Origin of the sequence: Sphingobium limneticum, from assembly GCF_008710165.1 — a bacterium.
GTDB classification, from domain to species: domain Bacteria; phylum Pseudomonadota; class Alphaproteobacteria; order Sphingomonadales; family Sphingomonadaceae; genus Sphingobium; species Sphingobium limneticum.
Map to the genome: position 1 here is coordinate 12,019 of NZ_VYQA01000006.1, position 20,907 is coordinate 32,925.

The 20,907-nt window shown below is 66.7% G+C and carries 23 protein-coding genes; 6 read left to right on the plus strand and 17 right to left on the minus strand.

Annotated features, from left to right (window positions below):
* Nucleotides 1-20: 20 nt before the first annotated feature.
* A complete protein-coding gene (locus F4U95_RS09365; RefSeq protein ID WP_060977366.1) occupies nucleotides 21-1,364 on the minus strand; it encodes an MFS transporter in 1,344 nt (447 codons plus the stop codon).
* Between the two features lie 165 nt (nucleotides 1,365-1,529).
* On the opposite strand from F4U95_RS09365, the gene F4U95_RS09370 reads away from it, so the two are divergent.
* From F4U95_RS09370 to F4U95_RS09395, 6 genes are all read left to right on the plus strand, one after another.
* Complete coding sequence (locus F4U95_RS09370; protein ID WP_269466502.1) at nucleotides 1,530-1,823, plus strand: metal-sensing transcriptional repressor; 294 nt, start codon at nucleotides 1,530-1,532, stop codon at nucleotides 1,821-1,823.
* A 33-nt stretch (nucleotides 1,824-1,856) separates the two neighbouring features.
* On the plus strand, nucleotides 1,857-2,246 hold the full coding sequence (locus F4U95_RS09375; protein WP_124811103.1) for a hypothetical protein: 390 nt from the start codon (nucleotides 1,857-1,859) through the stop codon (nucleotides 2,244-2,246).
* A 119-nt stretch (nucleotides 2,247-2,365) separates the two neighbouring features.
* Nucleotides 2,366-3,028 (plus strand): HupE/UreJ family protein, encoded by a 663-nt coding sequence (locus F4U95_RS09380; RefSeq protein ID WP_223811305.1) that lies wholly within the window; start codon nucleotides 2,366-2,368, stop codon nucleotides 3,026-3,028.
* 16 nt (nucleotides 3,029-3,044) lie between these two features.
* On the plus strand, nucleotides 3,045-3,698 hold the full coding sequence (locus tag F4U95_RS09385) for a hypothetical protein (RefSeq protein WP_062344281.1): 654 nt from the start codon (nucleotides 3,045-3,047) through the stop codon (nucleotides 3,696-3,698).
* Between the two features lie 106 nt (nucleotides 3,699-3,804).
* On the plus strand, nucleotides 3,805-4,716 hold the full coding sequence (locus tag F4U95_RS09390) for a LysR family transcriptional regulator (protein WP_060977352.1): 912 nt from the start codon (nucleotides 3,805-3,807) through the stop codon (nucleotides 4,714-4,716).
* Nucleotides 4,717-4,801: 85 nt separating this feature from the next.
* Entirely contained in the window at nucleotides 4,802-5,107 is a 306-nt protein-coding gene (locus F4U95_RS09395; RefSeq protein ID WP_060977351.1) for a hypothetical protein, read from the plus strand.
* A 16-nt stretch (nucleotides 5,108-5,123) separates the two neighbouring features.
* On the opposite strand, the gene F4U95_RS09400 is transcribed toward F4U95_RS09395, so the two are convergent.
* The 16 genes from F4U95_RS09400 to F4U95_RS09475 form a co-directional block, all read right to left on the minus strand.
* Nucleotides 5,124-5,336, minus strand: a complete 213-nt coding sequence (locus F4U95_RS09400; protein WP_060977350.1) for a DUF2274 domain-containing protein — start codon at nucleotides 5,334-5,336, stop codon at nucleotides 5,124-5,126.
* Nucleotides 5,333-6,556, minus strand: a complete 1,224-nt coding sequence (locus tag F4U95_RS09405) for a TraB/TrbI/VirB10 family type IV secretion system protein (protein WP_060977365.1) — start codon at nucleotides 6,554-6,556, stop codon at nucleotides 5,333-5,335. Before F4U95_RS09405 ends, F4U95_RS09400 begins: the two co-directional genes overlap by 4 nt.
* Nucleotides 6,556-7,578 (minus strand): P-type conjugative transfer protein TrbG, encoded by a 1,023-nt coding sequence (gene trbG, locus F4U95_RS09410; protein WP_060977349.1) that lies wholly within the window; start codon nucleotides 7,576-7,578, stop codon nucleotides 6,556-6,558. Before trbG ends, F4U95_RS09405 begins: the two co-directional genes overlap by 1 nt.
* The gene (gene trbF, locus F4U95_RS09415; RefSeq protein ID WP_060977348.1) at nucleotides 7,575-8,258 is read right to left on the minus strand and encodes a conjugal transfer protein TrbF; all 684 of its coding nucleotides are present in this window, start codon (nucleotides 8,256-8,258) and stop codon (nucleotides 7,575-7,577) included. Before trbF ends, trbG begins: the two co-directional genes overlap by 4 nt.
* A 7-nt stretch (nucleotides 8,259-8,265) precedes the next feature.
* A complete protein-coding gene (gene trbL, locus F4U95_RS09420; protein ID WP_060977347.1) occupies nucleotides 8,266-9,618 on the minus strand; it encodes a P-type conjugative transfer protein TrbL in 1,353 nt (450 codons plus the stop codon).
* Nucleotides 9,615-9,998 (minus strand): putative entry exclusion protein TrbK-alt, encoded by a 384-nt coding sequence (trbK-alt, locus tag F4U95_RS09425; protein ID WP_075151007.1) that lies wholly within the window; start codon nucleotides 9,996-9,998, stop codon nucleotides 9,615-9,617. The genes trbL and trbK-alt overlap by 4 nt, the downstream gene beginning before the upstream one ends.
* A gap of 13 nt (nucleotides 9,999-10,011) precedes the next feature.
* Nucleotides 10,012-10,731, minus strand: coding sequence for a P-type conjugative transfer protein TrbJ (gene trbJ / locus F4U95_RS09430; RefSeq protein WP_060977346.1), 720 nt, complete (start codon nucleotides 10,729-10,731; stop codon nucleotides 10,012-10,014).
* A complete protein-coding gene (gene trbE, locus F4U95_RS09435; RefSeq protein WP_060977345.1) occupies nucleotides 10,728-13,217 on the minus strand; it encodes a conjugal transfer protein TrbE in 2,490 nt (829 codons plus the stop codon). Before trbE ends, trbJ begins: the two co-directional genes overlap by 4 nt.
* Nucleotides 13,214-13,495, minus strand: a complete 282-nt coding sequence (locus F4U95_RS09440) for a VirB3 family type IV secretion system protein (protein WP_021244356.1) — start codon at nucleotides 13,493-13,495, stop codon at nucleotides 13,214-13,216. The genes trbE and F4U95_RS09440 overlap by 4 nt, the downstream gene beginning before the upstream one ends.
* The gene (locus tag F4U95_RS09445; RefSeq protein ID WP_099046471.1) at nucleotides 13,492-13,860 is read right to left on the minus strand and encodes a TrbC/VirB2 family type IV secretion system protein; all 369 of its coding nucleotides are present in this window, start codon (nucleotides 13,858-13,860) and stop codon (nucleotides 13,492-13,494) included. Before F4U95_RS09445 ends, F4U95_RS09440 begins: the two co-directional genes overlap by 4 nt.
* Complete coding sequence (gene trbB, locus F4U95_RS09450) at nucleotides 13,857-14,843, minus strand: P-type conjugative transfer ATPase TrbB (protein WP_062346140.1); 987 nt, start codon at nucleotides 14,841-14,843, stop codon at nucleotides 13,857-13,859. Before trbB ends, F4U95_RS09445 begins: the two co-directional genes overlap by 4 nt.
* A gap of 228 nt (nucleotides 14,844-15,071) precedes the next feature.
* Nucleotides 15,072-15,500 carry a ribbon-helix-helix domain-containing protein gene (locus tag F4U95_RS09455; RefSeq protein ID WP_060977342.1) on the minus strand — a complete coding sequence of 143 codons (429 nt, stop codon included), beginning with the start codon at nucleotides 15,498-15,500 and terminating at the stop codon, nucleotides 15,072-15,074.
* Between the two features lie 9 nt (nucleotides 15,501-15,509).
* The gene (locus F4U95_RS09460; RefSeq protein ID WP_060977341.1) at nucleotides 15,510-17,495 is read right to left on the minus strand and encodes a conjugal transfer protein TraG; all 1,986 of its coding nucleotides are present in this window, start codon (nucleotides 17,493-17,495) and stop codon (nucleotides 15,510-15,512) included.
* A gap of 15 nt (nucleotides 17,496-17,510) precedes the next feature.
* Complete coding sequence (locus F4U95_RS09465; RefSeq protein ID WP_150425506.1) at nucleotides 17,511-19,277, minus strand: relaxase/mobilization nuclease domain-containing protein; 1,767 nt, start codon at nucleotides 19,275-19,277, stop codon at nucleotides 17,511-17,513.
* Nucleotides 19,278-19,515: 238 nt separating this feature from the next.
* Nucleotides 19,516-20,097, minus strand: a complete 582-nt coding sequence (locus F4U95_RS09470; protein ID WP_060977339.1) for a hypothetical protein — start codon at nucleotides 20,095-20,097, stop codon at nucleotides 19,516-19,518.
* Complete coding sequence (locus F4U95_RS09475; RefSeq protein ID WP_196490428.1) at nucleotides 20,094-20,780, minus strand: lytic transglycosylase domain-containing protein; 687 nt, start codon at nucleotides 20,778-20,780, stop codon at nucleotides 20,094-20,096. Before F4U95_RS09475 ends, F4U95_RS09470 begins: the two co-directional genes overlap by 4 nt.
* Nucleotides 20,781-20,907: the final 127 nt, after the last annotated feature.

Here is a 20,907-nt window from a genome sequence, read left to right on the forward strand (position 1 = left end):
CGCAAGACAGCGAACGGCCCTCATGCCCGCCTCGCCCAATGCGGGTGGAGATCGTCGATCATATAGGCGTGTGCGGCACCGTCGCCCGTATGATATAGACGAATATGCTCATGATCCTTCGGTAGATCGTCATGCTCGTGCGGCACGACATCGGGGTCGTCAGACGGCCAAAATAGCAAGGCAAAAATCGTGCCCGCACTTGCAAAAATCGCCATCGCACCGAACGCAGCGGTCATGGAGATATTGGCGCCGAGTTGACCAACCAGCGGATAGCATATCAGCCAGCATATGTGGCTGAGAGCAAACTGTGCGGCAAACAGCGCCGGCCTGTCTTCTGCATTGGCCGATCGTTTGAGCAACCGCCCCGAAGGCGTGACGCTCATCGAATATGCGATCCCCAGCACGACCCAACCAGCGAGCAACATGTGCCAGTACGAAGGACCGACCGGAACGGCGATACTGATCCAGGTCATTGCGCCGAGGCCCACAGACAGGGCGACAGCTGCACCGACCATAACCCTTCGATCATCGATCCTGTCGAGCAATCGGGGCAGAAGCAGGGCTGCGGCGATCGAACCCAGACCATAAGCTGCCAGAGTCAGCGCCACGTCGCGTTGGGCCATCCCGAGTAAGCTCTGGACGATGACCACGGTGTTGACGATTACCATAGAGCTGGCGGCGGCGGCGGACAAGGTAATCGCCAGCAGACCGAGCAAGCGCGGCGTCTGGAGGTAGATACGCATCCCGCGCGTGGTCTTGGCATAGAGGCTTTCCTGCCGATCTGCTGACCGCTCGGCGCGCGGCAGAATGACCGAAACGACTAGCAGCGCCGAACCGATGAAACCGATCGCCGTGCCGGAAAACAGCCAATGGAAATTGATCACGGTCAACAAGGCGGCCGCCAGCATCGGGCTGGTGATATTCTCCATGTCATAGGCGAGGCGCGACAGCGAGAGCGCGCGGGTATAGTCGCGCTCATCGGGCAGGACGTCGGGAATGGTCGCCTGGAAGGTCGGCGTAAATGCCGCCGAGGCAGCCTGGAGCACGAAGATCAGGACATAGATTTGCCAAATCTCGCTCACGAAGGGCAGGCAGATCGCAACGGCCGCGCGCACGAGGTCCAGAGAAACGAGCAGCGCCCTGCGCGGGACGCGATCAGCAAAGGCCCCGGCGATGGGCGCAATCCCGATATAGGCGACCATCTTGATAGCGAGAGCTGTTCCCAAGACAGCGCCCGCATTGCCGCCAGCGAGATCGTAGGCCAGCAAGCCGAGCGCCACGGTCGCAAGGCCGGTCCCGACCAGGGCGATGACCTGGGCGAGCAGCAGATGCCGGTAGGTTCGGTTCGCAAGAACGGCGAGCATGGTTTCCAACGAGTCGGGCATATCCCCCCAGGGGGATACTTGCCTTTATCCTCGTTGCGGTTAAAAGGTCAATAAAGGACTGGTGTCGATCGCTCTTTCGGTCGGTGGCATCATGATCAAATTCCTACCTGGCGGTCGGTGAACCGAAAACTACGTCTCGACAGCATGACCTTAGGTAACGATGATAAGAAGATGTCCCATCCCCATCCTCACTCGACCCATCCCGCAATCGTCAAACGCCTCAACCGGGCTACCGGTCATTTACGCAGCATCGTGGACATGATCGAGAACGGACGATCCTGCTCCGATATCGCCATGCAATTGCAGGCGGTCGAAAAGGCGATCGCGACCGCCAAGCGAACCTTGATCCAGGATCACCTCAGCCACTGCATCGGTGGCGATCCGGCGCACGGCGAAAAGGCGATGGCTGAGTTTCAAGCTATCTCTAAATATCTCTAACCGACGCAGCCGGGAAAGAACAGCGACGGAGCCATGTCCACACTGTTTTCAAGTCAAACATTCCGCCGCTTTCTGTTGGGCCTGCTCGCCTTTGCTGTGCAACTTTCCGCTTGTCAGGCTATTGCACGCCACGCCCCTAGTGCAACGCTCGCTGCGGAGGCAGAACGCCATGCCGAATTAAAGCAGCAATCCGCTGCCCACGGCCACATCCATGACGACGGCGATGATGGCGAGCGCGTGCGTGGCCATGTGCATGGGCATAACCCGGCCGACCATAGCCATGATACGCCTATCGGTGTTGCCCAGTCAGGCGTCGATCTCCCTCTTGTGCAACAGGGATGGCCACCTCAGGCCGGACCGATATTGAGCGGCCGCAACAGCGACCCTATGGACCGCCCCCCGGAGTACCTGTCCTCGATGTGACCGCGACGCCGCGCCAGCGCGGCAATTCACATAGATAGACAGGTATTCTCATGATACAGGCTTTTACTGAGCCGGCGCACGGACGACGTGCGTCCTCCCGGCTCCTATTGTTATTGTTCTTGACCGGGCTGAGCCTCGTTCTTTGGACCGGCACCGCCTTCGCCCATGCCGTCGCCGAAGGCGATAAGGGCTATATCCAGGAGATCAGCGGGGTTCACCTGCTGGAGTTTATGTATCTCGGCGCCAAACATATGGTGACGGGATACGATCATATTTTATTTCTGTTCGGGATCATCTTCTTCCTCTATCGGATGAAGCATATCGCGATCTATGTCAGCCTGTTCGCGATCGGCCATTCGACGACCATGCTGCTGGGCGTTTTCTTCGACTTCGGCATCAACAGCTATATTATTGACGCGATCATCGGCTTTTCGATCGTCTATAAGGCGCTCGACAACCTTGGGGCGTTCCAACGCTGGTTCGGCTTCCAGCCGAACACCAAGGCTGCAACGCTGATATTCGGTTTCTGCCACGGCTTCGGCTTGGCGAACAAGATCATCGACTATGAGATTTCTCCCGACGGCCTGCTGCCTAACCTGCTGGCCTTCAATGTCGGCGTCGAACTCGGTCAGTTGCTCGCGCTCGCCGCCATTCTGATCATCATGGGCTTCTGGCGCCGAACGCCGAGCTTCTGGCGTCATGCCTACACCGCCAACGTCGTGATGATGACCGCCGGGTTCGTGCTGATCGGATATCAGCTCACCGGCTGGGTCGTCGCCTGATCAAAGGATTTGAACCATGTATAACACGCCCATACCCTCACAAGCCGAACTGCCGTCATCCGGCCAGCTTATCCGTTCGACCGTGATCGCTGCCGTGACAGCCGTCGCGCTCCTCGTCACGATCGTGCTCCCGGCCGAATATGGTGTCGATCCTACCGGAATCGGCCGCGCGCTCGGTTTCACTGATATGGGGGATATAAAGCGCCAACTCGCCGAAGAGGCCGAAGCGGACAGGAAAGTTGATACCGCCGCGAATGATGCCAGAAGCAGGGCCATCATCGAGGCCGCTGCATCAGGAAGAACCATCGCCCCTGGGCAGAGCGCCGACGCCCCGCCCGCAGTCGACGCTGCGCCGGGCCGGACTGATCGGATGAGCGTCACTCTGAAACCCGGCGAGGGTGCAGAGGTGAAGCTCGTGATGAAACGAGGGGAAAAGGCGAGCTTCGTCTGGACCGTTCAAGGCGGAGCCGTGAATGTCGACCTCCACGGTGACGGCGGCGGACAATCGATCAGCTACGAAAAGAAGCGCGGCCTTTCCAGGGGCGAAGGCGTAATTACGGCTGCGTTTAACGGCAATCATGGTTGGTATTGGCGCAATCGGGGTGATGCCGAAGTGACCGTGCTTCTGGAAACTCAAGGCCAGTATGCCGACATAAAGCGGCTAATCTAGCGCATAAAAACAGAGTGCCTTCCTTGGGATTCTACAGCCGATACCGAGTTATACTCGGTATCGGCCATTCAGATTGTACTGACCATGTCGGATTGAAGAAATAGATATGCCTTTCGACATTCGCCAACTTCGCTACGCCATCGCCGCGGCGGATCATGGCAGCTTCTATCGCGCGTCCAGGGTGCTGGACGTGGAGCAGTCGACGTTGAGCCGGGCCATCCTGAAGCTGGAGCGGGTGATCGGCGGACGGATTTTCAACCGCTCGCAGGGCGGCGTCAGCATGACGCTCGCCGGCGCGCAGTTCATCCGCGCGGCGCGGTCGATGGTGGCGAACGCGGACAAGATGGTGGCAACGATGCGGGCGGCGGGCCAGGGCCGCGCGGGGGGACTTATGATCGGACACAACAGCGCGATCTCGGCCGGCCATCTGCGCGCCACCATACTGGGCTGGCGAGCGGCAAATCCCGATGTCGAGATCGACGGCGTGGAAGCCGACCGGGGCGCGCTGCTCGCGGGGCTCGATACGGGCGAGATCGATATCGCGGTCCTGGTCGGCGAAGCGGGCCATGCCGGATTCCGGCGTGAGGGGTTGTGGAACGAGCGTGTCATGGCCGCGTTGCCGGCAGATCATGCCCTTGCCGCAAGCGAGGCCGTTCATTGGACCGATTTGCGGCGCGAGCGCTTTCTGCTGCCTGCCGCCGATCCCGGCCCGGAAATCCGCGACCTGCTGCTCGGCCGCCTGATGATGGCGGGCGAGCCTCCCGATATCAGGATGCATCAGGCCAGCCGCGAGGCGATCCTGAGCGTGCTGGGCGGCGGTCTGGGCGTGTCGATCGTCTGCGAGGGCGCGACGGGCGCTCGCTATCCCGACGTCATCTATCGCCCCGTCCAGGGCGAGCAGGGACCGGCCTTCATCAACTATTCGGGCTACTGGCGAAAGGACAACGCCAATCCCGCGCTGAGGCGTTTCCTCGCCTTCGTGCGCGACCGCTATGCGCTGTCCTTCGACATCCCGTGACCGCGCGAGACAGTGACATGCGACGTTAACAGGCGGGATCGCAACCAACGGCCGGCCTGATTTGCAACCGGAGAAAGGAGCCGTCATGACGCAGGGAAAGACACTCATCATCGTGCTGGTCACGCTGATCGTCGGGTTCGGAGCGGGTTTCGTTCTGCGCCCGGTGATCGCGCCGGCCGAACCGGCAGCAGCGGTCGCGAGTCCTGTGCCCGTCGCCGCGCCCGCGGAGCCGCGCGGCAAGCAATATTTCGCGGCGCATCTCGACGAGGCCCGGCAGGTTCTGACACAGTGCGCGGAAGGCTCGACGCGCGGCGACGAATGCTTCAATGCCGAGATGGCCGTGACCGAGGCGGAGGGCCGAGCGCGGCACAAGAAGTTCTTTGGCAATTGACCACGCGAACGGGCTTTCAGTCCCCCTGCGCGCGATGCCGGCGAAAGGCGCGGTCGGTGGCCATGAACCGCTCCAGCATCGGCGCGATCAGGCGCGCGGGCGGGATCGGGCTGCCCTCGCCGAGAATCTCGCCGTAGCGCCGTAAATCCTCGAACAGCGGCGCGGGCAGTTCCACGGCGAGCTTGACGGGCTTGTCCTCGGGGATCTGCCCCAGCTTGAGTTTGGTCATCGCGTTGCTCCGATGGGTTCGAGGATCAAATCTCTCGTCAGGACGACCCTGAGCGGATGCCCCGGCCGGATGGTGAGCGTCGGCTGCACATTGAGCTGCCGCCGCACGACCTGCTGTCCGGTCTGGTTGATGGTGTCCTGCGATCCCCGCCGAAGCGCGCGGGTGAGGTCGTCCTCGCTGTCGGCCCCCAGCTCGGCGCCGACGCCGAGCAAGGTCGAGACGGCGGCGGCTTTCAGCAGATTGCCCCAATGCTGATTGACGCGACCCTGTAGCCCCGCAAATCCCGCGGCGTCCGTTCCGGGCTGGCGCTCGAGAACGATCGAGCGCCCGTCCGGCATGATGAGGCGGTCCCAGGAGAGCAGCACACGCGTCTGCCCCGCGGCGACCTCGCTGTCATATTCGCCGATCAGCCGCGCGCCCTGCGGAATGAGCAGGATGCGCCCGGTGATGCTGTCATAGACGTTCTGCGTCACCTGGGCGGTGATCTGGCCGGGAAGGTCGGAACGGATGCCGGTGATCAGCGCGGCGGGGATGATGCTGCCGGCCTGGACAATGTTGGGCGAGGCCGGCGCGGTCAGCCGCTCGGCGCTGACAGTGCGCTGATTGGTCGCTTGCGCCATGAACGCCCGCTTGGCGGCTTGGTCGCCCTGCGCAGCCTCTGACGGTTGCGGAGCTGCGGCCTCCGGCGCTGCGATGGCGAGGCTCGGCAAGGACGGCATCGCACCGGTCCCGGCGCTGCTTCCGCCGAGGAACACCATGCTGGTGCGGGCTGCATCGCGTTCCTGGGCGATGCGCTGGCGAGCGGCTTCGGCGGCCTGGATGCGCGGATCGGGCTGCGCGCCGACCGGTGGCACGGGCACATTCTCCCCGCGCTGCTGCGCCGAGACGATCGGGCCGCCGAGATCGCCGGGAAGCCTGGGGCCGAGCTTCGGGACCTGGCCGTAATCCTTCGGCCCCGAGGTGATGGTCTCGGATGCGGCGCGGCTGTCGGTATTGTAGAGTTCCTTCGCCGCCTGTTCTCCTTTGGGCGCGAGCGCATACCAGAGCGAGCCGCCGATACCGAGCCCCGCGACCACGCCGAGCGTCGCCAGCGCCTTCCTCGAAAGGCGCATGACGCGCGGCGCAGGCCCGCGAAGCTGAAAGGCGGCGGGGTTCGCGGATGCGGGTTGGGGGGATGCCTGCGGCGCTGGCTGGACGGGCGTATTGGTGGGATCGGCCATCACCGCCCCCTGCGGGACGTGTCCGCGCCGTCGCGCACGATTCGCACGCGCCGCTCGGTGCGCTTGTCGCTCAGGCGCAATTCCGCGCTGGCGAACAGGCGATCGACCACCATATAGCGCCCCTGCACGCGGTAATTGACCAGCTCGGCGTCGCCAGCCGCGCCGGTCACGAACAGCGGCGGCATCTCGCCCTGCGAGATCCCGGCCGGGAACTCGATGAACACCTGCGCGGAATCGTCGAAGGCGCGCACGGGCTTCCACGGCACGCGGTCGCCCTCGATCCGGTAGCGGAAATTGAGCGCCGCGATGTCGATGCCGGTGGCGACGGGGGCCGAGGCGGCAGCGGCGGCGTTTGCGCCGCGCAGGGCGATCAGCGCGTCCTGCGGATAGGTCCACGACACCGACGCCATATAGGTCGAGGCCGTCGCGCGCAGTTCGATATGATAGGTGCGCCGGTCGGTGTTGATGACGAGGTTAGTGAAAATGTCGGGCCGCGTGGGCTTCGCGAGGATATGCACGCGCGCCGTCGCGCCGCTGCCGCTCACCGTGTCGCCGATGATCCAGCGCACGGTGTCGCCGGCCGCGACCGGCCCCGGCCCGACGAGCTGCTCGCCCTCCTGAAGCGCGATGTCCGTCACCTGGCCGGGCGCGGTATATACCTGATAAAGCGCGCCTTCGGTCCAGGGATATTGCTGGATGGCGTTCACATAGCCGTCGCGGGTGGGTTGCACGCGGGCGGCCGCGTTCGCGGCCCCGACGCGGCGGCGCGGATCGGTCGCTTCTCGCGGCGAGGCGCTTTGCGTGACCGGCTTCAACTGGCCCGGAAGCGGCAGCGGTTCGGGGATAGTCACCACCTCGACCACGCGTGGCGGTTGTGCGGCCGGCGTGGCCGCGATCTCGCGCGGTGGATCATCGTAAGCGATGCTCGGCGCTTTCGCCGATGAGGTGGCGCAGCCGGCCAGCGCGGTTGCGGACAATAACATAACCGCGCTGGCGGCATGGCGGGCGGACATGCGTGTCATTGCGACAGCTCCTTGCTCCAGTTGAGGGCGTTGACGAACACGCCGAGCGGGTTCTTGCGCAGCGCGTCGGGGGTGCGCGGGGTCTGGACAACGACAGTGAGGATCGCCGACCAGCGGGTCGTCTCGGCGAGACTGCCGTCCTGATAGCGCCGCTCGATCCAGGCGACGCGGAAGCTGTCGCCGGAGGCACGGATCACGCTGGAGACGTCCACCGCGACCTGCACCTTGCCGACCTGTGCGATCGGATCGTTGGCGCGCGCGTAGTCGTTGAGCGCCAGTGCGCCCTTGTCGGTCGTGAAATCGTAAGCCCTGAGCCAGTTCTGCCGGACGATGACCGGATCGGCCGGGATCGCCCTGACCTGCTCGATGAACCGGGCGAGATGGAACGCGATCTGCGGATCGGTCGGGCGGTAGCCGGTTTCGGCGGGAGCGACGGCCTGCGCTTCGCCGAGCCGATCGACCTGCACCACCCAGGGCACGATATGGCCGCGGGCGGATTGCCAGACGAGTCCGGCCGAGAGCCCACCGGACAGGGCGAGCGCGCCGAAGAAGGCAAGGCGCCAGTTCTTCGCCTGCACGCGGGCGGAACCGATGCGGTCGTCCCAGACCTGCGCGGCGCGCTGGTAGGGCGTCGCGGGTTCGGGGGTCTGGCCGTAGCGGATGGTGGGTCGTCGGAACATTTTCGGATCACTCCCTTTCCTTGACGTCGGGACCGCCGCCGCCGCCGTGGCTGTCGCCGGCCTTCATCGTGTGAGCGAGGACGGTCGCGCCGTGGGTCGCGGACTGGCGCTGCTTCATGGCCGAGGCCCATGCGGGCGGCGCGGAAGCCGGGGCTGCCGGCGATGCCGCGGGCGCGGGACTTCCCGATGCGGGAGCGACGCCCAGCCCGGCGCGGGCGCCTGTGCGGAAGTTGTCCTTCATGGATGCGCTCGCCTTGCCGGCCATCCGGCGCAGCGGCGAGAGCGCGGCATTGACGGCGCCGGTCGCCGCCGTCTGTCCGACAGCGGCCATGCCGCCCGCCACAGCGCCCGCGCCGCTCCTGCCGAGCGAGCCGACGCTGTAGGCGCCCGCCGCGCCGCCCGCCATGCGCGCGCCGCCTTGCGCGGCTGCCGCACCCATCCGCCCGGTCGCGCCTATGGTCGAGGCGGCAGCGCCGACGCCGAGCTTCGCGGCGGCGGCGCCACCGACCAGCGCGCCGCCCGCCGCCAGCACGGTGCCGGCCGCCGCGCCCGCGCCGAGCTGCGGCCCGCCCGAGACGATCCCGTTGGCGATGCCGGGGCCGAAGATCGACAGGCCGAGCAGCGACAGCGCGCCGAGCGCGATCGCCAGAACCTGCCGCGCGTCGGGTTCGGGACCGACCGTCGCCGTGAACGTGCTGAACAGGGTCGTGCCGATCCCGGTGATGACCGCGAGCACCAGCACCTTGATCCCGCTGGAGACGATATGGCCGAGCACTTTTTCGGCCATGAACGCGGTGCGGTTCCAGAAGGCGAAGGGCAGCAGGACGAATCCGGCCAGCGTCACCAGCTTGAACTCGATCAGGGTGATGAATATCTGGATGGCGATAATGAAGAAGGCGAGGACGACGATCAGATAGGCGAGCAGCAGCACGGCGATGATCGCGAGATTGGCGAACACCGACCAGAGGCTGTTATAGGCCTCCATCGCGTCGATCAGTGGCTGCGCCGCATCGAGACCCTTTGCAGCGATCGTGCCGGGCTTCATGAACTCCGCGAGGCTGAGGGCATCGCCACTCGCCTTGAGCCCCAGCCCCGCGAAGCTGTCGAACAGGATCGTCGCCAGTGTCTGGAAATTGCCGATGATGAAGGCGAAGGCGCCGATATAGAGGGTTTTCTTGACCAGCCGCTGGATCACGTCCTCATCGGCGCCCCAGGCCCAGAACAGCCCGGCGATGGTCACGTCGATCGCGATAAGGGTCGAGGACAGGAAGCCGACCTCGCCGCCGAGCAGGCCAAAGCCGCTGTCGATGTAGCTGGTGAAGGTGTCGAGGAAGGTATCGACGATCCCGGTGTCACTCACGGCGCGGTGCTCCCGGCCTGATCGGCGGGGACAAAGGGGCCGGGAAGCTCCGGCCGGATCGCCTCGTCAGCCCGGCTGCCGTCGCTGTCATATGCGGCGGGAAGCGCAGGATGCTCGCCCGGCGCGGGCGCGTCGGCATCCTTGCCGAAGAAGCGGCGGCGCTTTTCCGCCCATGCCGCCTCGCAGCCGGAATCCGGCATGGTGAGCGTGGCGCAGCGTTCCAGTTCGCGCGCCAGCCGCTTCTCCTGCTCTCCTTCTTCAAGGACGGGCAGGACGGCTTCAAGCTGCGGTTCATGCGGTTCGCGCGAGCCCGCGAGCGCCACGGCCAGCATGATGCCGCCGAGCGCGGCGACACCGGCGATCTTTGCATTGCGCGACATGCGGCTTCTCCTGTCAGTCGCGGCCGAAGAAGCGGCGGAAGCGTTCGCGCCCCTCCGCCTCGATCGCGGCCTGCCGCGCGGCGTCGAGCGACTGCGCCCGTCCCTGCGCCGCGACGGCGGCGGTGAGGTCGGCGAGCTGCTGCGATTGCAGGGCGAGAAGCTGGTTGCCCGCCTGCGCGGCCTGGAGCGCGCCGGTCGCCGACTGACTGGCCGAGACCAGGCTGTTCATCGTGGTGCGCGCGCCCTCGATATTACCGACGACGCCGGCCTGCACCTGCAAGGAGTCCTGGAACGCGCCGACGCTGTCCTCCCAGCGCGCGTTCGCATTGGCGATCATCTGGGCGTTGGTGCCGGTGAGCGCGGTGCCCTTGTAACGGTCGGTGAAGGCGCTCTGGATGTCCCGGACATCGTAGGCGATGCGCTGGGCCTGCCTAAGCAGCTGCTGCGTCTGCCGGACCTGCTGCTGGAGAACGTCGACCGTCGAGAGCGGCAGCGAAGCGAGATTGCGCGCCTCGTTGATGAGGCTCGTCGCCTGCTGCTGAATTTGCTGAATCTGGTTGTTGATCTGCTGGAGCGACCGGGCGGCGGTCAGCACGTTTTGGGCGTAATTGGTCGGGTCATAGACGATCCCGCCGAACTGGGCGTGCGCGGGCGTCGCGGCGGTGGTGCCGATCATGCCGGACGTGGCGATCGCGCCGGCCAGCATGGCGCGGCGCAGGATGGTGGCTTTCATGGGATCATGTCCTTCAAGGCAAGGGGGAGCTGGCCGGTATCTTCCCGGTTTCCGGCCAGCGGATCGGGTTGAGGTTCGGGAAGAAGCTCGACCGCCCAGGCGCAGCCGCGGTGACGCAGCCATTCGGCCGCGAAGGCAGGCGCGCCATGCGCCTCCACCAGCTCCGCGATCCGGCGCTGATCGGTCTTGGAAGAGGCGGCGGCGAAGGCCAGCGCGACCTCGCCAAGCCCCAGCTCGAACAGGCGGTTGCCGCGCCTTGACTGGCAGTAATAATCGCGCTTCGGCGTCGCCCGGCTCAGGATTTCGATCTGGCGGGCGTTGAGCCCGAACCGCTCGTAGATCACCGCGATCTGCGGTTCGACCGCGCGTTCGTTCGGCAGGAATATCCGGGTCGGACAGCTCTCGACGATGGCGGGCGCGATCGTGCTGCCCTCGATCTGCGCGAGCGACTGGGTGGCGAAGATGACGCTGGCGTTCTTCTTACGCAGCGTCACCAGCCATTCCGAAAGCTGTTTGGCGAACGCGGGCGATCCCAGCGCCAGCCAGCCCTCGTCGATGACGATGAGCGTCGGGCTGCCGTCGAGCCGCCCCGCGATGCGGTGAAACAGGTAGGACAGGACGGCCGGGGCCGCGCCGCTTTCCATCAAGCCTTCGGTCTCGAACACCTGAACGGTGGCCTCGCCAAGCCGCTCGGTCTCGGCATCGAGCAGCCGGCCCCATGCTCCGCCCACGCACCAGGGCGCGAGCGCCTGCTTGAGCTGCTGGCTCTGGAGCAGGACGGCAAGGCCCGTCAGGGTCCGTTCCGCGATCGGCGCGGTGGCGAGCGAGGTCAGCGCCGACCAGATATGCTCCTTGGCCTGCGGGTCGACGGTCACATTCTCGGATGCGAGGATCGCCGCCAGCCATTCGGCGGCCCAGGCGCGTTCGGCTGGGTCGTCAATATGGGCGAGCGGTTGGAGCTGCACGCCGTCCCCGGCCTCGTCGGCGAGCATCCCGCCGAGATCCTGCCAGTCGCCGCCCATACCGATCGCAGCCGCGCGGATGCTGCCGCCGAAATCGAAGGCGAAGACCTGCGCGTTCTCGTAGCGGCGAAATTGCATCGCCATCAGTGCAAGCAGCACCGACTTGCCGGAGCCGGTCGGCCCGACGATGAGGGTGTGCCCGACATCGCCGACATGAAGGGAAAACCGGAACGGGGTCGAGCCTTCGGTCTTGCCATAAAGCAAGGGGGGCGCACCGAAATGCTCGTCCCGTTCCGGCCCCGCCCATACTGCTGACAGGGGGATCAGGTGGGCGAGATTGATGGTGGAAATCGGAGGCTGGCGGACGTTGGCATAGGTGTGGCCGGGGAGGCTCCCAAGCCACGCCTCGATCGCGTTCATGCCCTCGGGGATCACGGTGAAGTCGCGACCCTGGATGACCTTTTCGACCAGCCGCAGCTTTTCAGCCGCAATGGCGGGATCGCGGTCCCACACCGTCACGCTGGCGGTGACATAGGCCATGCCGGCGTAGTCGGCGCCCAGCTCCTGCAAGGCAGTGTCGGCGTCGGCCGCCTTGTTCGAGGCATCGCTGTCGAGCAGCGTCGATGCCTCGTTGGTCATCACTTCCTTGAGGATCGCAGCAACGCTTTTGCGCTTGGCGAACCATTGGCGGCGGATGCGGGTCAGCAGCTTCGTCGCGTCGGTCTTGTCGAGCATGATCGCGCGGGTCGACCAGCGATACTCGAAGGCGAGCCGGTTCAGTTCGTCGAGCAGGCCGGGGAAGGTGACGCTCGGGAATCCCGTGATCGTCAGCGTGCGCAGATGATGGTCGCCGAGTTTCGGCTCCAGCCCGCCGGTCAGCGGCTCGTCGGCGAGCAGCGCGTCGAGATGCATCGGCGTTTCCGGCACGCGCACGCGCTGGCGCCGGGTCGAGATCGTGCTGTGCAGGTAAGTCAGCGTCTCGCCGTCATCGAGCCAGCAAACCTCGGGCACGAAGCCCTCGACCAGATTGAGCACCCGGTCGCTGCGATCGGTAAAGCTCTGGAGCAATTCCCACGGATCGACGCCCGTGCCGGAACGGCCTTCATAGAGCCAGGTTTCGGCGCGGGCGGCGTCCTCGGCCGGTGGCATCCAGAGGAGCGTCAGATAATAGTCGCTCTCGAAATGCGCGCCTTCTTCGCGAAACTGTTCGCGCCGCTCCATATCGACCAGCGCCGAGACCGGATCGGGAAAGTCCGATTCCGGATAGTCGAGCGCGGGCGTGCGCTGCGCTTCGACGAAGATTGCCCAGCCCGAGCCGAGACGGCGCAGCGCATTGTTGAGCCGCGCCGTGGTGGCGACCAGCTCGGCTGGCGTGGCGGAATCAAGGTCCGGTCCCCGAAAACGGGCGGTGCGCTGAAAGCTGCCGTCCTTGTTGAGAACGACGCTTGTCCCGACCAGCGCGGCCCAGGGCAGGAAGTCGGCGAGATGCGCGGCGCCGTTCCTGTATTCGCGCAAGCTCATCATGGCTGCATCCATGTCGGGTAGCGGAGGTGGCGGCGGGCCACGTCGACGAACTGGGGATCGCGCCGCGCGGCCCATACCGAGAGCGCATGGCCGATCGCCCATATCGCGAGGCCGGCGATCCAGAGGCGCAGGCCCAGCCCGATCGCGCCTGCCAGCGTCCCGTTGACGATGGCGAGCGAGCGCGGGGCGCCTCCGAGCAATATCGGCTCGGTCAGCGCCCGGTGGACCGGCGCGAAGTAGCCCGCGATGGGCTCGCCATGATCGGCCGCGCCGGTCATGCGACCATCGCTCCGCCACCGAAGGAAAAGAACGAGAGGAAGAAGCTCGACGCGGCGAACGCGATCGACAGACCGAACACGATCTGGATCATCCGCCGTGCCCCGCCCGACGTATCGCCGAAGGCCAGGGTCAGCCCGGTCACGATGATAATCATCACCGCGATGATCTTGGCGACCGGCCCCTCGATGCTTTCGAGGATAGACTGGAGCGGCGCCTCCCACGGCATCGACGATCCGCCCGCATGGGCGGGCATCGCGTAGAGCAGCCCGGCCGCGGTGATGCCGATATGGCCGAGGCGGTCGAGCACGGTGCCGCCGAGCAGGCGGCCCTTCATGGTCCTGAGAGGCGTGGCGTCGTTGGTCATGGCAGGTCTCCGGTCTGGGGGGTGGTGAGCGGCGTGAGGCGGTAGTCGCCGGTCGCGGCGTCGAGCCCTTCGACGCGGGCCAGCTCGGCGAGGCGGCGGCCGTGCCCGTCGCGGACGAGCACGGCGATCAGGTCGATGGTCTCGGCCAGCAGCGCGCGCGGGACCGTGACGACGGCCTCCTGAATGAGCTGCTCCATACGGCGCAGCGCGCCGAGCGCGGTTCCGGCGTGGATCGTGCCGATGCCGCCCGGATGGCCGGTGCCCCAGGCTTTGAGGAGATCGAGCGCCTCGGCGCCGCGCACCTCGCCGATCGGGATGCGATCAGGGCGCAGGCGCAGCGAGGACCGGACGAGATCGGACAGCGAGACGACGCCATCCTTCGTGCGCATGGCGACGAGGTTCGGCGCGGCGCATTGCAGCTCCCGCGTGTCCTCAATCAGGACGATACGGTCGGTGGTCTTGGCGACTTCCACCAGCAGCGCATTGACCAGCGTGGTCTTGCCACTGCCGGTGCCGCCCGCCACGAGGATGTTGGCGCGAGCGGCGACGCCATCGCGGCATGCCGCCGCCTCGGCCGGCGACATGATCCCGGCGGCCGCATAGTCGTCGAGCGTGAACACCGCGACGGCGGGCTTGCGGATGGCGAAGGCCGGGGCCGCGACGACGGGCGGCAGCAGCCCCTCGAACCGCTCGCCCCCTTCGGGCAGCTCGGCGGAGACGCGCGGGGACCGGGCATGAACCTCGACGCCGACATGATGCGCGACCAGGCGGACGATGCGCTCGCCGTCAGCGGCGGCCAGCGTCATGCCGGTGTCGCTGATGCCCTCGCCGAGTCGGTCGACCCACAGCCGTCCGTCCGGGTTCAGCATCACCTCGATCACGGCGGCATCGTCGAGCCAGGCCGCGATCGACGGCCCCAGCGCCGTGCGCAGCATCCGCGCGCCGCGCGTGTTCGCTTCGGATCGGATCGGCTGGACGGACAAGAAACGGCCCCTGAATTAGGCCGGGCGAACCGCCGCCCGGCGTCAGGGGCACATCAAGAGAGACAGGAAATCGCGCGAGGCAACAACTATGTCAGGGCGTAGTAGTGACGGCGGCAGATAAGTGCGCGTTGCGGTCTGACGCTTTCAGCACCGCTCTCCGCCCGCGCTATTTCGTGAAGATACCTGGCCGATTCGCGCATGGCCGGCCCCGGCTGGTTCGCTGCACTGTCATGTGTCGGTGGAGCCGCCGTCACGACCTGCAATATCCTCCGGTATTTCGTCGAGCAGGCTCTTGCCGCTGGCGTAGCGGCGGCCCAGCGTCTCGACAAAACCCTCATAGCGCTTGCGGCCCTTGACCTGGGCGGCCGCCTGATCCTCGTCGGGCAGCGGCGGCGTCACCGCCAGCCAGAAGCGGACGAAAAGCGCCAGTGCCTCGGTGGTGAGGCCGGTGTTGCGTTCGAGCCGCTGGACCTGCCGCGAAAGCCGGTCGAGCCTTCGGGCGAAGGCCGCCTCCATCCGGTCGGCGCCGTCCGGCGACATCCAGGAGGTGACGGCGGCTTCCACGATCGCCGAGCGCGAGATGCGGCGGCGGATCGCCAGCTCGCTGACCTGACGGGCCAGCTCGGGCGGAAAATAGACGTTGAGACGCACGCGCATGGGAATCTCCTACATTTCGATGCCGTCGTCGGGATCGAGCGACGCCTGCCGCGCGACGCCCTGCATCCGCCGCCGTGCCGCCGCCTGGCGCGCAGCATCCTCGGGTTCGTCCTCGACGATGGAAAACTCCTGCGCGGGCGGTGCGGGCGTCGTCTCCTTCACGATGGCGACATGATCGGGAAGCTCGGGCTCGCGGCGCAGCCCGCTGTTGGCGGCATCCTCCTGGCGCCGGATGATTGCCGCGATCTCGGCGGGATCGGCCGAAGCGGCGAGCCCCGTCCAGTCGTCGGGACGGATTTCCCGAGGTGGCGATGCGGCCGGATCGGGCGGCGGCATGATCCGCGCGGCGAGACGGGGATCGGCGTAGTAAGCAGCCTTCTTCGCGCGGATGGGCTGGACGCCCGACACCATGACGATTTCCTCGTCGGGCGGCAGCTGCATGACCTCGCCCTGGGTCAGAAGCTGGCGGGCGGTTTCGGAGCGCGAGACCATCAGATGCCCGAGCCAGGGCGAGAGCCTGTGCCCGGCGTAGTTCTTCATCGCGCGCATCTCAGTCTTGGTGCCGAGCGCCTTCGACACGCGCTCGCCCGTCTTCTCGTTGTTGGTCGCGAAGCTCACCCGAACATGGCAGTTATCGAGGATCGCATTGTCCTGCCCGTAGGCTTTCTCGATCTGATTGAGCGACTGCGCGATGAGGAAGGATTTCAGGCCATAGCCGGCCATGAACGCCAGCGCGCTCTCGAAAAAGTCCAGGCGCCCGAGCGCGGGAAACTCGTCGAGCATCAGCAGCAGGCGATGACGCCTGGCGCCGCTCGGCAGTTCCTCCGTCAGCCGCCGCCCGATCTGGTTGAGCATCAGGCGGATGAGCGGCTTGGTCCGCGAGATGTCGCTGGGGGGAATGACGAGGTAGAGCGTCGCCGGCTGCTCGCCCGATACGAGATCCATGACGCGCCAGTGGCAGGCGCGCGTGACCCGGGCGACGACGGGATCGCGGTAAAGCCCGAGAAACGACATGGCGGTCGAGAGCACGCCCGAGCGTTCGTTGTCGCTCTTGTTGAGCAGTTCGCGCGCGGCCGAGGCCACCACCGGATGCACGCCGGCTTCGCCGAGATGGGGCGTCGCCATCATCGCGGCCAGCGTCTGCTCGATCGTCCGCGCCGGGTCGGACAGGAAGGCGGCGACACCCGCCAGGGTCTTGTCGGGCTCGGCGTAGAGAACATGCAGGATCGCGCCGACCAGCAACGCGTGGCTGGTTTTCTCCCAGTGGTTGCGCTTCTCCAGGCTGCCTTCGGGATCGACCAGCACGTCGGCCACGTTCTGCACGTCGCGGACTTCCCACTGGCCGCGCCGCACCTCCAGCAGCGGGTTGTAGGCGTCCGACGCCGCGTTGGTCGGGTCGAACAGCAGCACGCGGCCATGCTGCGCGCGGAAGCCCGCGGTCAGCGTCCAGTTCTCGCCCTTGATGTCATGAACGATCGCCGATGCCGGCCAGGTCAGAAGCGAGGGGATCACGAGGCCGACGCCCTTGCCGCTGCGGGTCGGCGCATAGCACAGCACATGCTCGGGGCCGTCGTGGCGCAGATAGGCGCGGCCCAGCTTGCCGAGCACCACACCGTCGTCGCCGAGCAGCCCGGCCGCACGCACCTCGTCCTCGGTCGCCCAGCGCGCCGAGCCATAGGTTTCCGCGTTCTTCGCCTCGCGTGCGCGCCAGACCGACATGGCGATGGCGACAGCGACCGCCACGAAGCCGCCCGACGCGGCGATCCAGGCGCCGGTCTGGAAGATGGCGGGCGCATAGGCGTCGTAGCTGAACCACCACCAGAAGAAGGCGTAGGGCGGATAGACCGGCCAGCCGAGCGCCGTGAACCAGGGTTCGCCAAGCTCGGGCTGATACGCCAGCGCCGCCGCGGTCCATTGTGTGGCGCTCCAGATCGCGGCGACCACGATCAGGAAGACGGCGATGATCTGGCCCCAGAGGATTTTGGTAGCGGGCATGAGAGTCTCCTTCTTTCAGGGGGCGAGGCCGCGCTTGCGGCCCAATGACCATCCGATGCCGCCGCCGTTGCGGGCGATGCCCGCGATCTGGCGCCCGAGCTGGCGTTCAAGGTCGTTCGACCAGGGGACGAGCCGGAAGCCCAACCCGTCGTCGATCATCGCGAAGCGACCGGAGGCGAGCGCGAGGCGCTGGCGGCATGTGCCGGCGACCTTGTCGCCGGGATTGGTAGGCCGGTAGGCGAGCCCGGTCCGGCCCGCGATCTCGGCACCTGTCGCGTCCAGTTCGCGGCGGCGAAGCGTCTCGATCAGGTTGCCTTGCAGGACCACGCGGTTGCCGAAGCGGCGGGCCAGTCCTTCGCGCACGAGATGGTCGGTGCGCTGGTCGAGCGCCCGCTGCACCTCCGATCCGAAGCCGGCGGCCGTCACTCCACGGCCGCGCTCGATCAGACGATGATCGAGCCAGGTCGCGCCTCTCGCCTTCACCTGAGCCGCGAGGTCGAGATCGGATCGCGTCGCCAGGAACAGGGACGGCTTCGGATCGCCCGGCCGGCCGACGGCGCGCAGCTCAACGATGCCGCCGATATCCGGGCTGCGATCCAGCGCCTCGATGCCCGGAAGCCGGACATGGTGGGTGCGCCCGTCGATGCCGTCGATCACGGCATAGGCCGAGCCATGCAGCTCGTCGTGCAACCCCTTGTCGATCAACCGGCCGACGATGGGCTTTTGCGGCGCTGCGCTGACGATCTCGTAAGTGTCGAGCGGGCGCTGCAGGCCGCGACCGTTCAGCGCCTTGCCGATCGTGCGGATGATGTCGCCGCGCGTGCCCAGCTCGCGCAACCTGGCTTGCGCATCCGACGCCAGTGCCCACTGACCGGGCGCGGCCTCGGCTGCGAGCCCCATAGTTTCCAGATGCTGCAAGCGGCCGATCATCAGGCGGCGGACCTGGGGATCGTCGAGTCCGGGCTGCTGGGGGCGCAAGTCGATGACGCCGAGTGCGTCCGCCGTGCGATCGATCTCGGCGTCGAGCCTGGTCCAGCGTTCGGCCGTTACCTCGCGTTCGAGCGCGCGCTGGATTTCATGCTCCGGTTTCGGACCCAGCTCGGCCCAGGTCAGTTCTTCGGCGCGCGAGCGCAGATTGTGGCTGATATAGTCCCGGTTGATGACAAGGTCGGCGCCATGGTCATCGACGCCGCGCACCAGCAGATGGACATGCGGGTTGTCGGTGTTCCAGTGATCGACCGCGACCCATTCGAGCCTGGTGCCGAGATCGGCTTCCATCTGGCGAACGAGATCGCGGGTATATTCGCGAAGGTCCGACAGGTCCGCCGCATCCTCGGGCGAGACGATGATCCTGAAATGATGCCGGTCGTCCTTGCACCGATCGGCGAAGGCGCGATCGTCGGCGCCATCGCCATTGGCGTCGAACATCCGCGCGGGCGATCCGTCGCGGGTGACGCCCTCGCGCTTGAGATAGGCGATGTGCGCGGACAGCGGCGCCCTCGGCCGTCCATTCCGGTGGAAACGGGTGACAGGGACAATCTTGACCAGCACGCGCCGGCCCGATCCGAACAGGCGGCTGCGTGCGAAGGACGTGCGGCCACGGCCGAAGTTCGATTGCCCGCGCTGGCGCGATCCGCCCCAGCCGGCCGTTCGCCGGCCTCCGCCGCTGCGCGCGGCGACGCGGAGCACCTGGACGACAAGTCCTTGCGCCTTGCGGCCCTGGCCGGCTCCCCTGTTCCTGACCTTGCCCGGCCGGACGCGGAAATCCTCGTCCTCGCTCACGGCCGGGCCGCTTTCCGCCGAAAATGGCCCATAGTGCCATTCGGCGCTTTGATTTTGCTGGCTTTTTTCTTCCGAGCGGCACGCTCGCCGACCGACGTACCCGCGCCAAATCGTTGAAAGACATAGGCTTTCAGCGAATTTGGGGCGCGCTTTCTATCTTGCCGTCCCTTCCTTCGGCTTTTTCCTGCCCTTCCAGGCACTTCCACCTTCCAACCGGGCAATCTGAAAACGGGGGCGGTCATGGCGCGCCGCTCGCCTCTCGACGTGCAGCCACCGTGCAATTCGGCCGCGGCGGCGCTGCAACGGGATCGCCCGGCAGCGCGAACTTGAGGCGCCAGGTTCGCCACGCTTCGGCGACGGCGCCGGTGCCGGGGAACAGGTCGTCGAGCGTGTCGTCGGGACGCGCGGCGACCGTCTCGAACGCCCAATGAGCGACCACTTCGGGTTTCGCGCCGGTAAGCCCACGGCGCAGCGTGATCGGGCATTCGATCCAGTCACGCAGGACCAGCCGCTTGCTTACGACCGGCTTGCGCGCGGGCTTCACGATGACGGGTTCCCACGCATAAGCGACCGGCACGTTGCGCTTGAACGCGGCAAAGCCTTTCACCCAGGCCATCCACCGCGCGCCGGTCTCGCGCACGAGCGGCGCGAGCACGGCGACCGATTCCGGCGTCGCGGCGGCATGCAAAATCCAGCCGTCATAGTCTCGCTGGAGCCGCTCGATCAGCGCGGGATGATCGACCTCGCCCGCATAGTCGGGATGATCGCGATAGAGATGCGCGCAGCCGATATAGGGCGGATCGGCATAGGCGATCTTCACGGCTGCCTCCGCCCCGACAGCGCGACGAACAGGCTGTTCGCGGGCGGTTCGACCGCAGCGCGCATGTCAGCCGCGCGTTCGCCGGACGACGTTTCCGGTGCGGCCGGATCGCCGTTCGGCCGCGCCGCGAACAATGCAGCCCTGCGCCATGCAAAAGGATCGGACGGCGGTGCGGCAGCAAGCCGGCTGTCGTCCGCGCCGCCTATGATCGACGCGAGCTTTGCGAGATAGGCGCGCGTCTCGGCGGGCAGCGGACGGCCGCGCGATAGATATTCGTCGTAGCGGCCCGGCCCCGCATTATAGGCCGCCAGCATTGCCATCGCGTTGCCGTAGCGGTCGTGCATCGCGCGCAGGTAAGCCGCGCCCGCCATGATGTTGTCGCGCACATCATAGGGATCGCGTCCCAGCCCGTGGCGCGCGCGCAAGCTCGCCCAGGTGCCGGGCATGATCTGCATGAGGCCCATCGCCCCGGCCGTCGAGACCGCGCGGACATCGCCGTTGCTCTCGACGCGCATCACCGCCCATATCCAGCTTTCCGGGATGCCGAAGCGCCGCGCGGCGTCGGCGACGTGAACGGCATAGGGATGGCTGGCTGCCGTGCGTTCGGCCGGCGTGTCCTGTGCCCGCACAGCGTTCGGCCCGATGCCGGACGACAGCAGCAGGGCCGCGAGCAGGACGGCCAATCCGCCCCCGCTCTTACGCCAGCCTGCCAGCGTGCTCGCTGCGGTAAAGGGTGCGCGCGATGCGCCGGCCGTGGGCCGCCCCCGGATCAAGTCCGGGGCAGACTCTTGACCTTCGCTGCGCGCGCCG

Bases quoted from the DNA above. Each gene is read 5' to 3' on its own strand.
- trbE (WP_060977345.1), bottom strand. From the start codon at position 13,217: ATGATGAGCTTGCGCGAATACAGGAACGGCGCCGCGCATCTCGCCGAC.
- F4U95_RS09375 (WP_124811103.1), top strand. From the start codon at position 1,857: ATGTCCACACTGTTTTCAAGTCAAACATTCCGCCGCTTTCTGTTGGGC.
- trbG (WP_060977349.1), bottom strand. From the start codon at position 7,578: ATGACACGCATGTCCGCCCGCCATGCCGCCAGCGCGGTTATGTTATTG.
- trbF (WP_060977348.1), bottom strand. From the start codon at position 8,258: ATGTTCCGACGACCCACCATCCGCTACGGCCAGACCCCCGAACCCGCG.
- F4U95_RS09365 (WP_060977366.1), bottom strand. From the start codon at position 1,364: ATGCTCGCCGTTCTTGCGAACCGAACCTACCGGCATCTGCTGCTCGCC.
- F4U95_RS09385 (WP_062344281.1), top strand. From the start codon at position 3,045: ATGTATAACACGCCCATACCCTCACAAGCCGAACTGCCGTCATCCGGC.
- F4U95_RS09460 (WP_060977341.1), bottom strand. From the start codon at position 17,495: ATGCCCGCTACCAAAATCCTCTGGGGCCAGATCATCGCCGTCTTCCTG.
- F4U95_RS09455 (WP_060977342.1), bottom strand. From the start codon at position 15,500: ATGCGCGTGCGTCTCAACGTCTATTTTCCGCCCGAGCTGGCCCGTCAG.
- F4U95_RS09370 (WP_269466502.1), top strand. From the start codon at position 1,530: ATGACCTTAGGTAACGATGATAAGAAGATGTCCCATCCCCATCCTCAC.
- trbJ (WP_060977346.1), bottom strand. From the start codon at position 10,731: ATGAAAGCCACCATCCTGCGCCGCGCCATGCTGGCCGGCGCGATCGCC.
- F4U95_RS09390 (WP_060977352.1), top strand. From the start codon at position 3,805: ATGCCTTTCGACATTCGCCAACTTCGCTACGCCATCGCCGCGGCGGAT.
- F4U95_RS09395 (WP_060977351.1), top strand. From the start codon at position 4,802: ATGACGCAGGGAAAGACACTCATCATCGTGCTGGTCACGCTGATCGTC.
- trbK-alt (WP_075151007.1), bottom strand. From the start codon at position 9,998: ATGTCGCGCAATGCAAAGATCGCCGGTGTCGCCGCGCTCGGCGGCATC.
- F4U95_RS09400 (WP_060977350.1), bottom strand. From the start codon at position 5,336: ATGACCAAACTCAAGCTGGGGCAGATCCCCGAGGACAAGCCCGTCAAG.
- F4U95_RS09405 (WP_060977365.1), bottom strand. From the start codon at position 6,556: ATGGCCGATCCCACCAATACGCCCGTCCAGCCAGCGCCGCAGGCATCC.
- F4U95_RS09440 (WP_021244356.1), bottom strand. From the start codon at position 13,495: ATGACCGGCGCGGCCGATCATGGCGAGCCCATCGCGGGCTACTTCGCG.
- F4U95_RS09445 (WP_099046471.1), bottom strand. From the start codon at position 13,860: ATGACCAACGACGCCACGCCTCTCAGGACCATGAAGGGCCGCCTGCTC.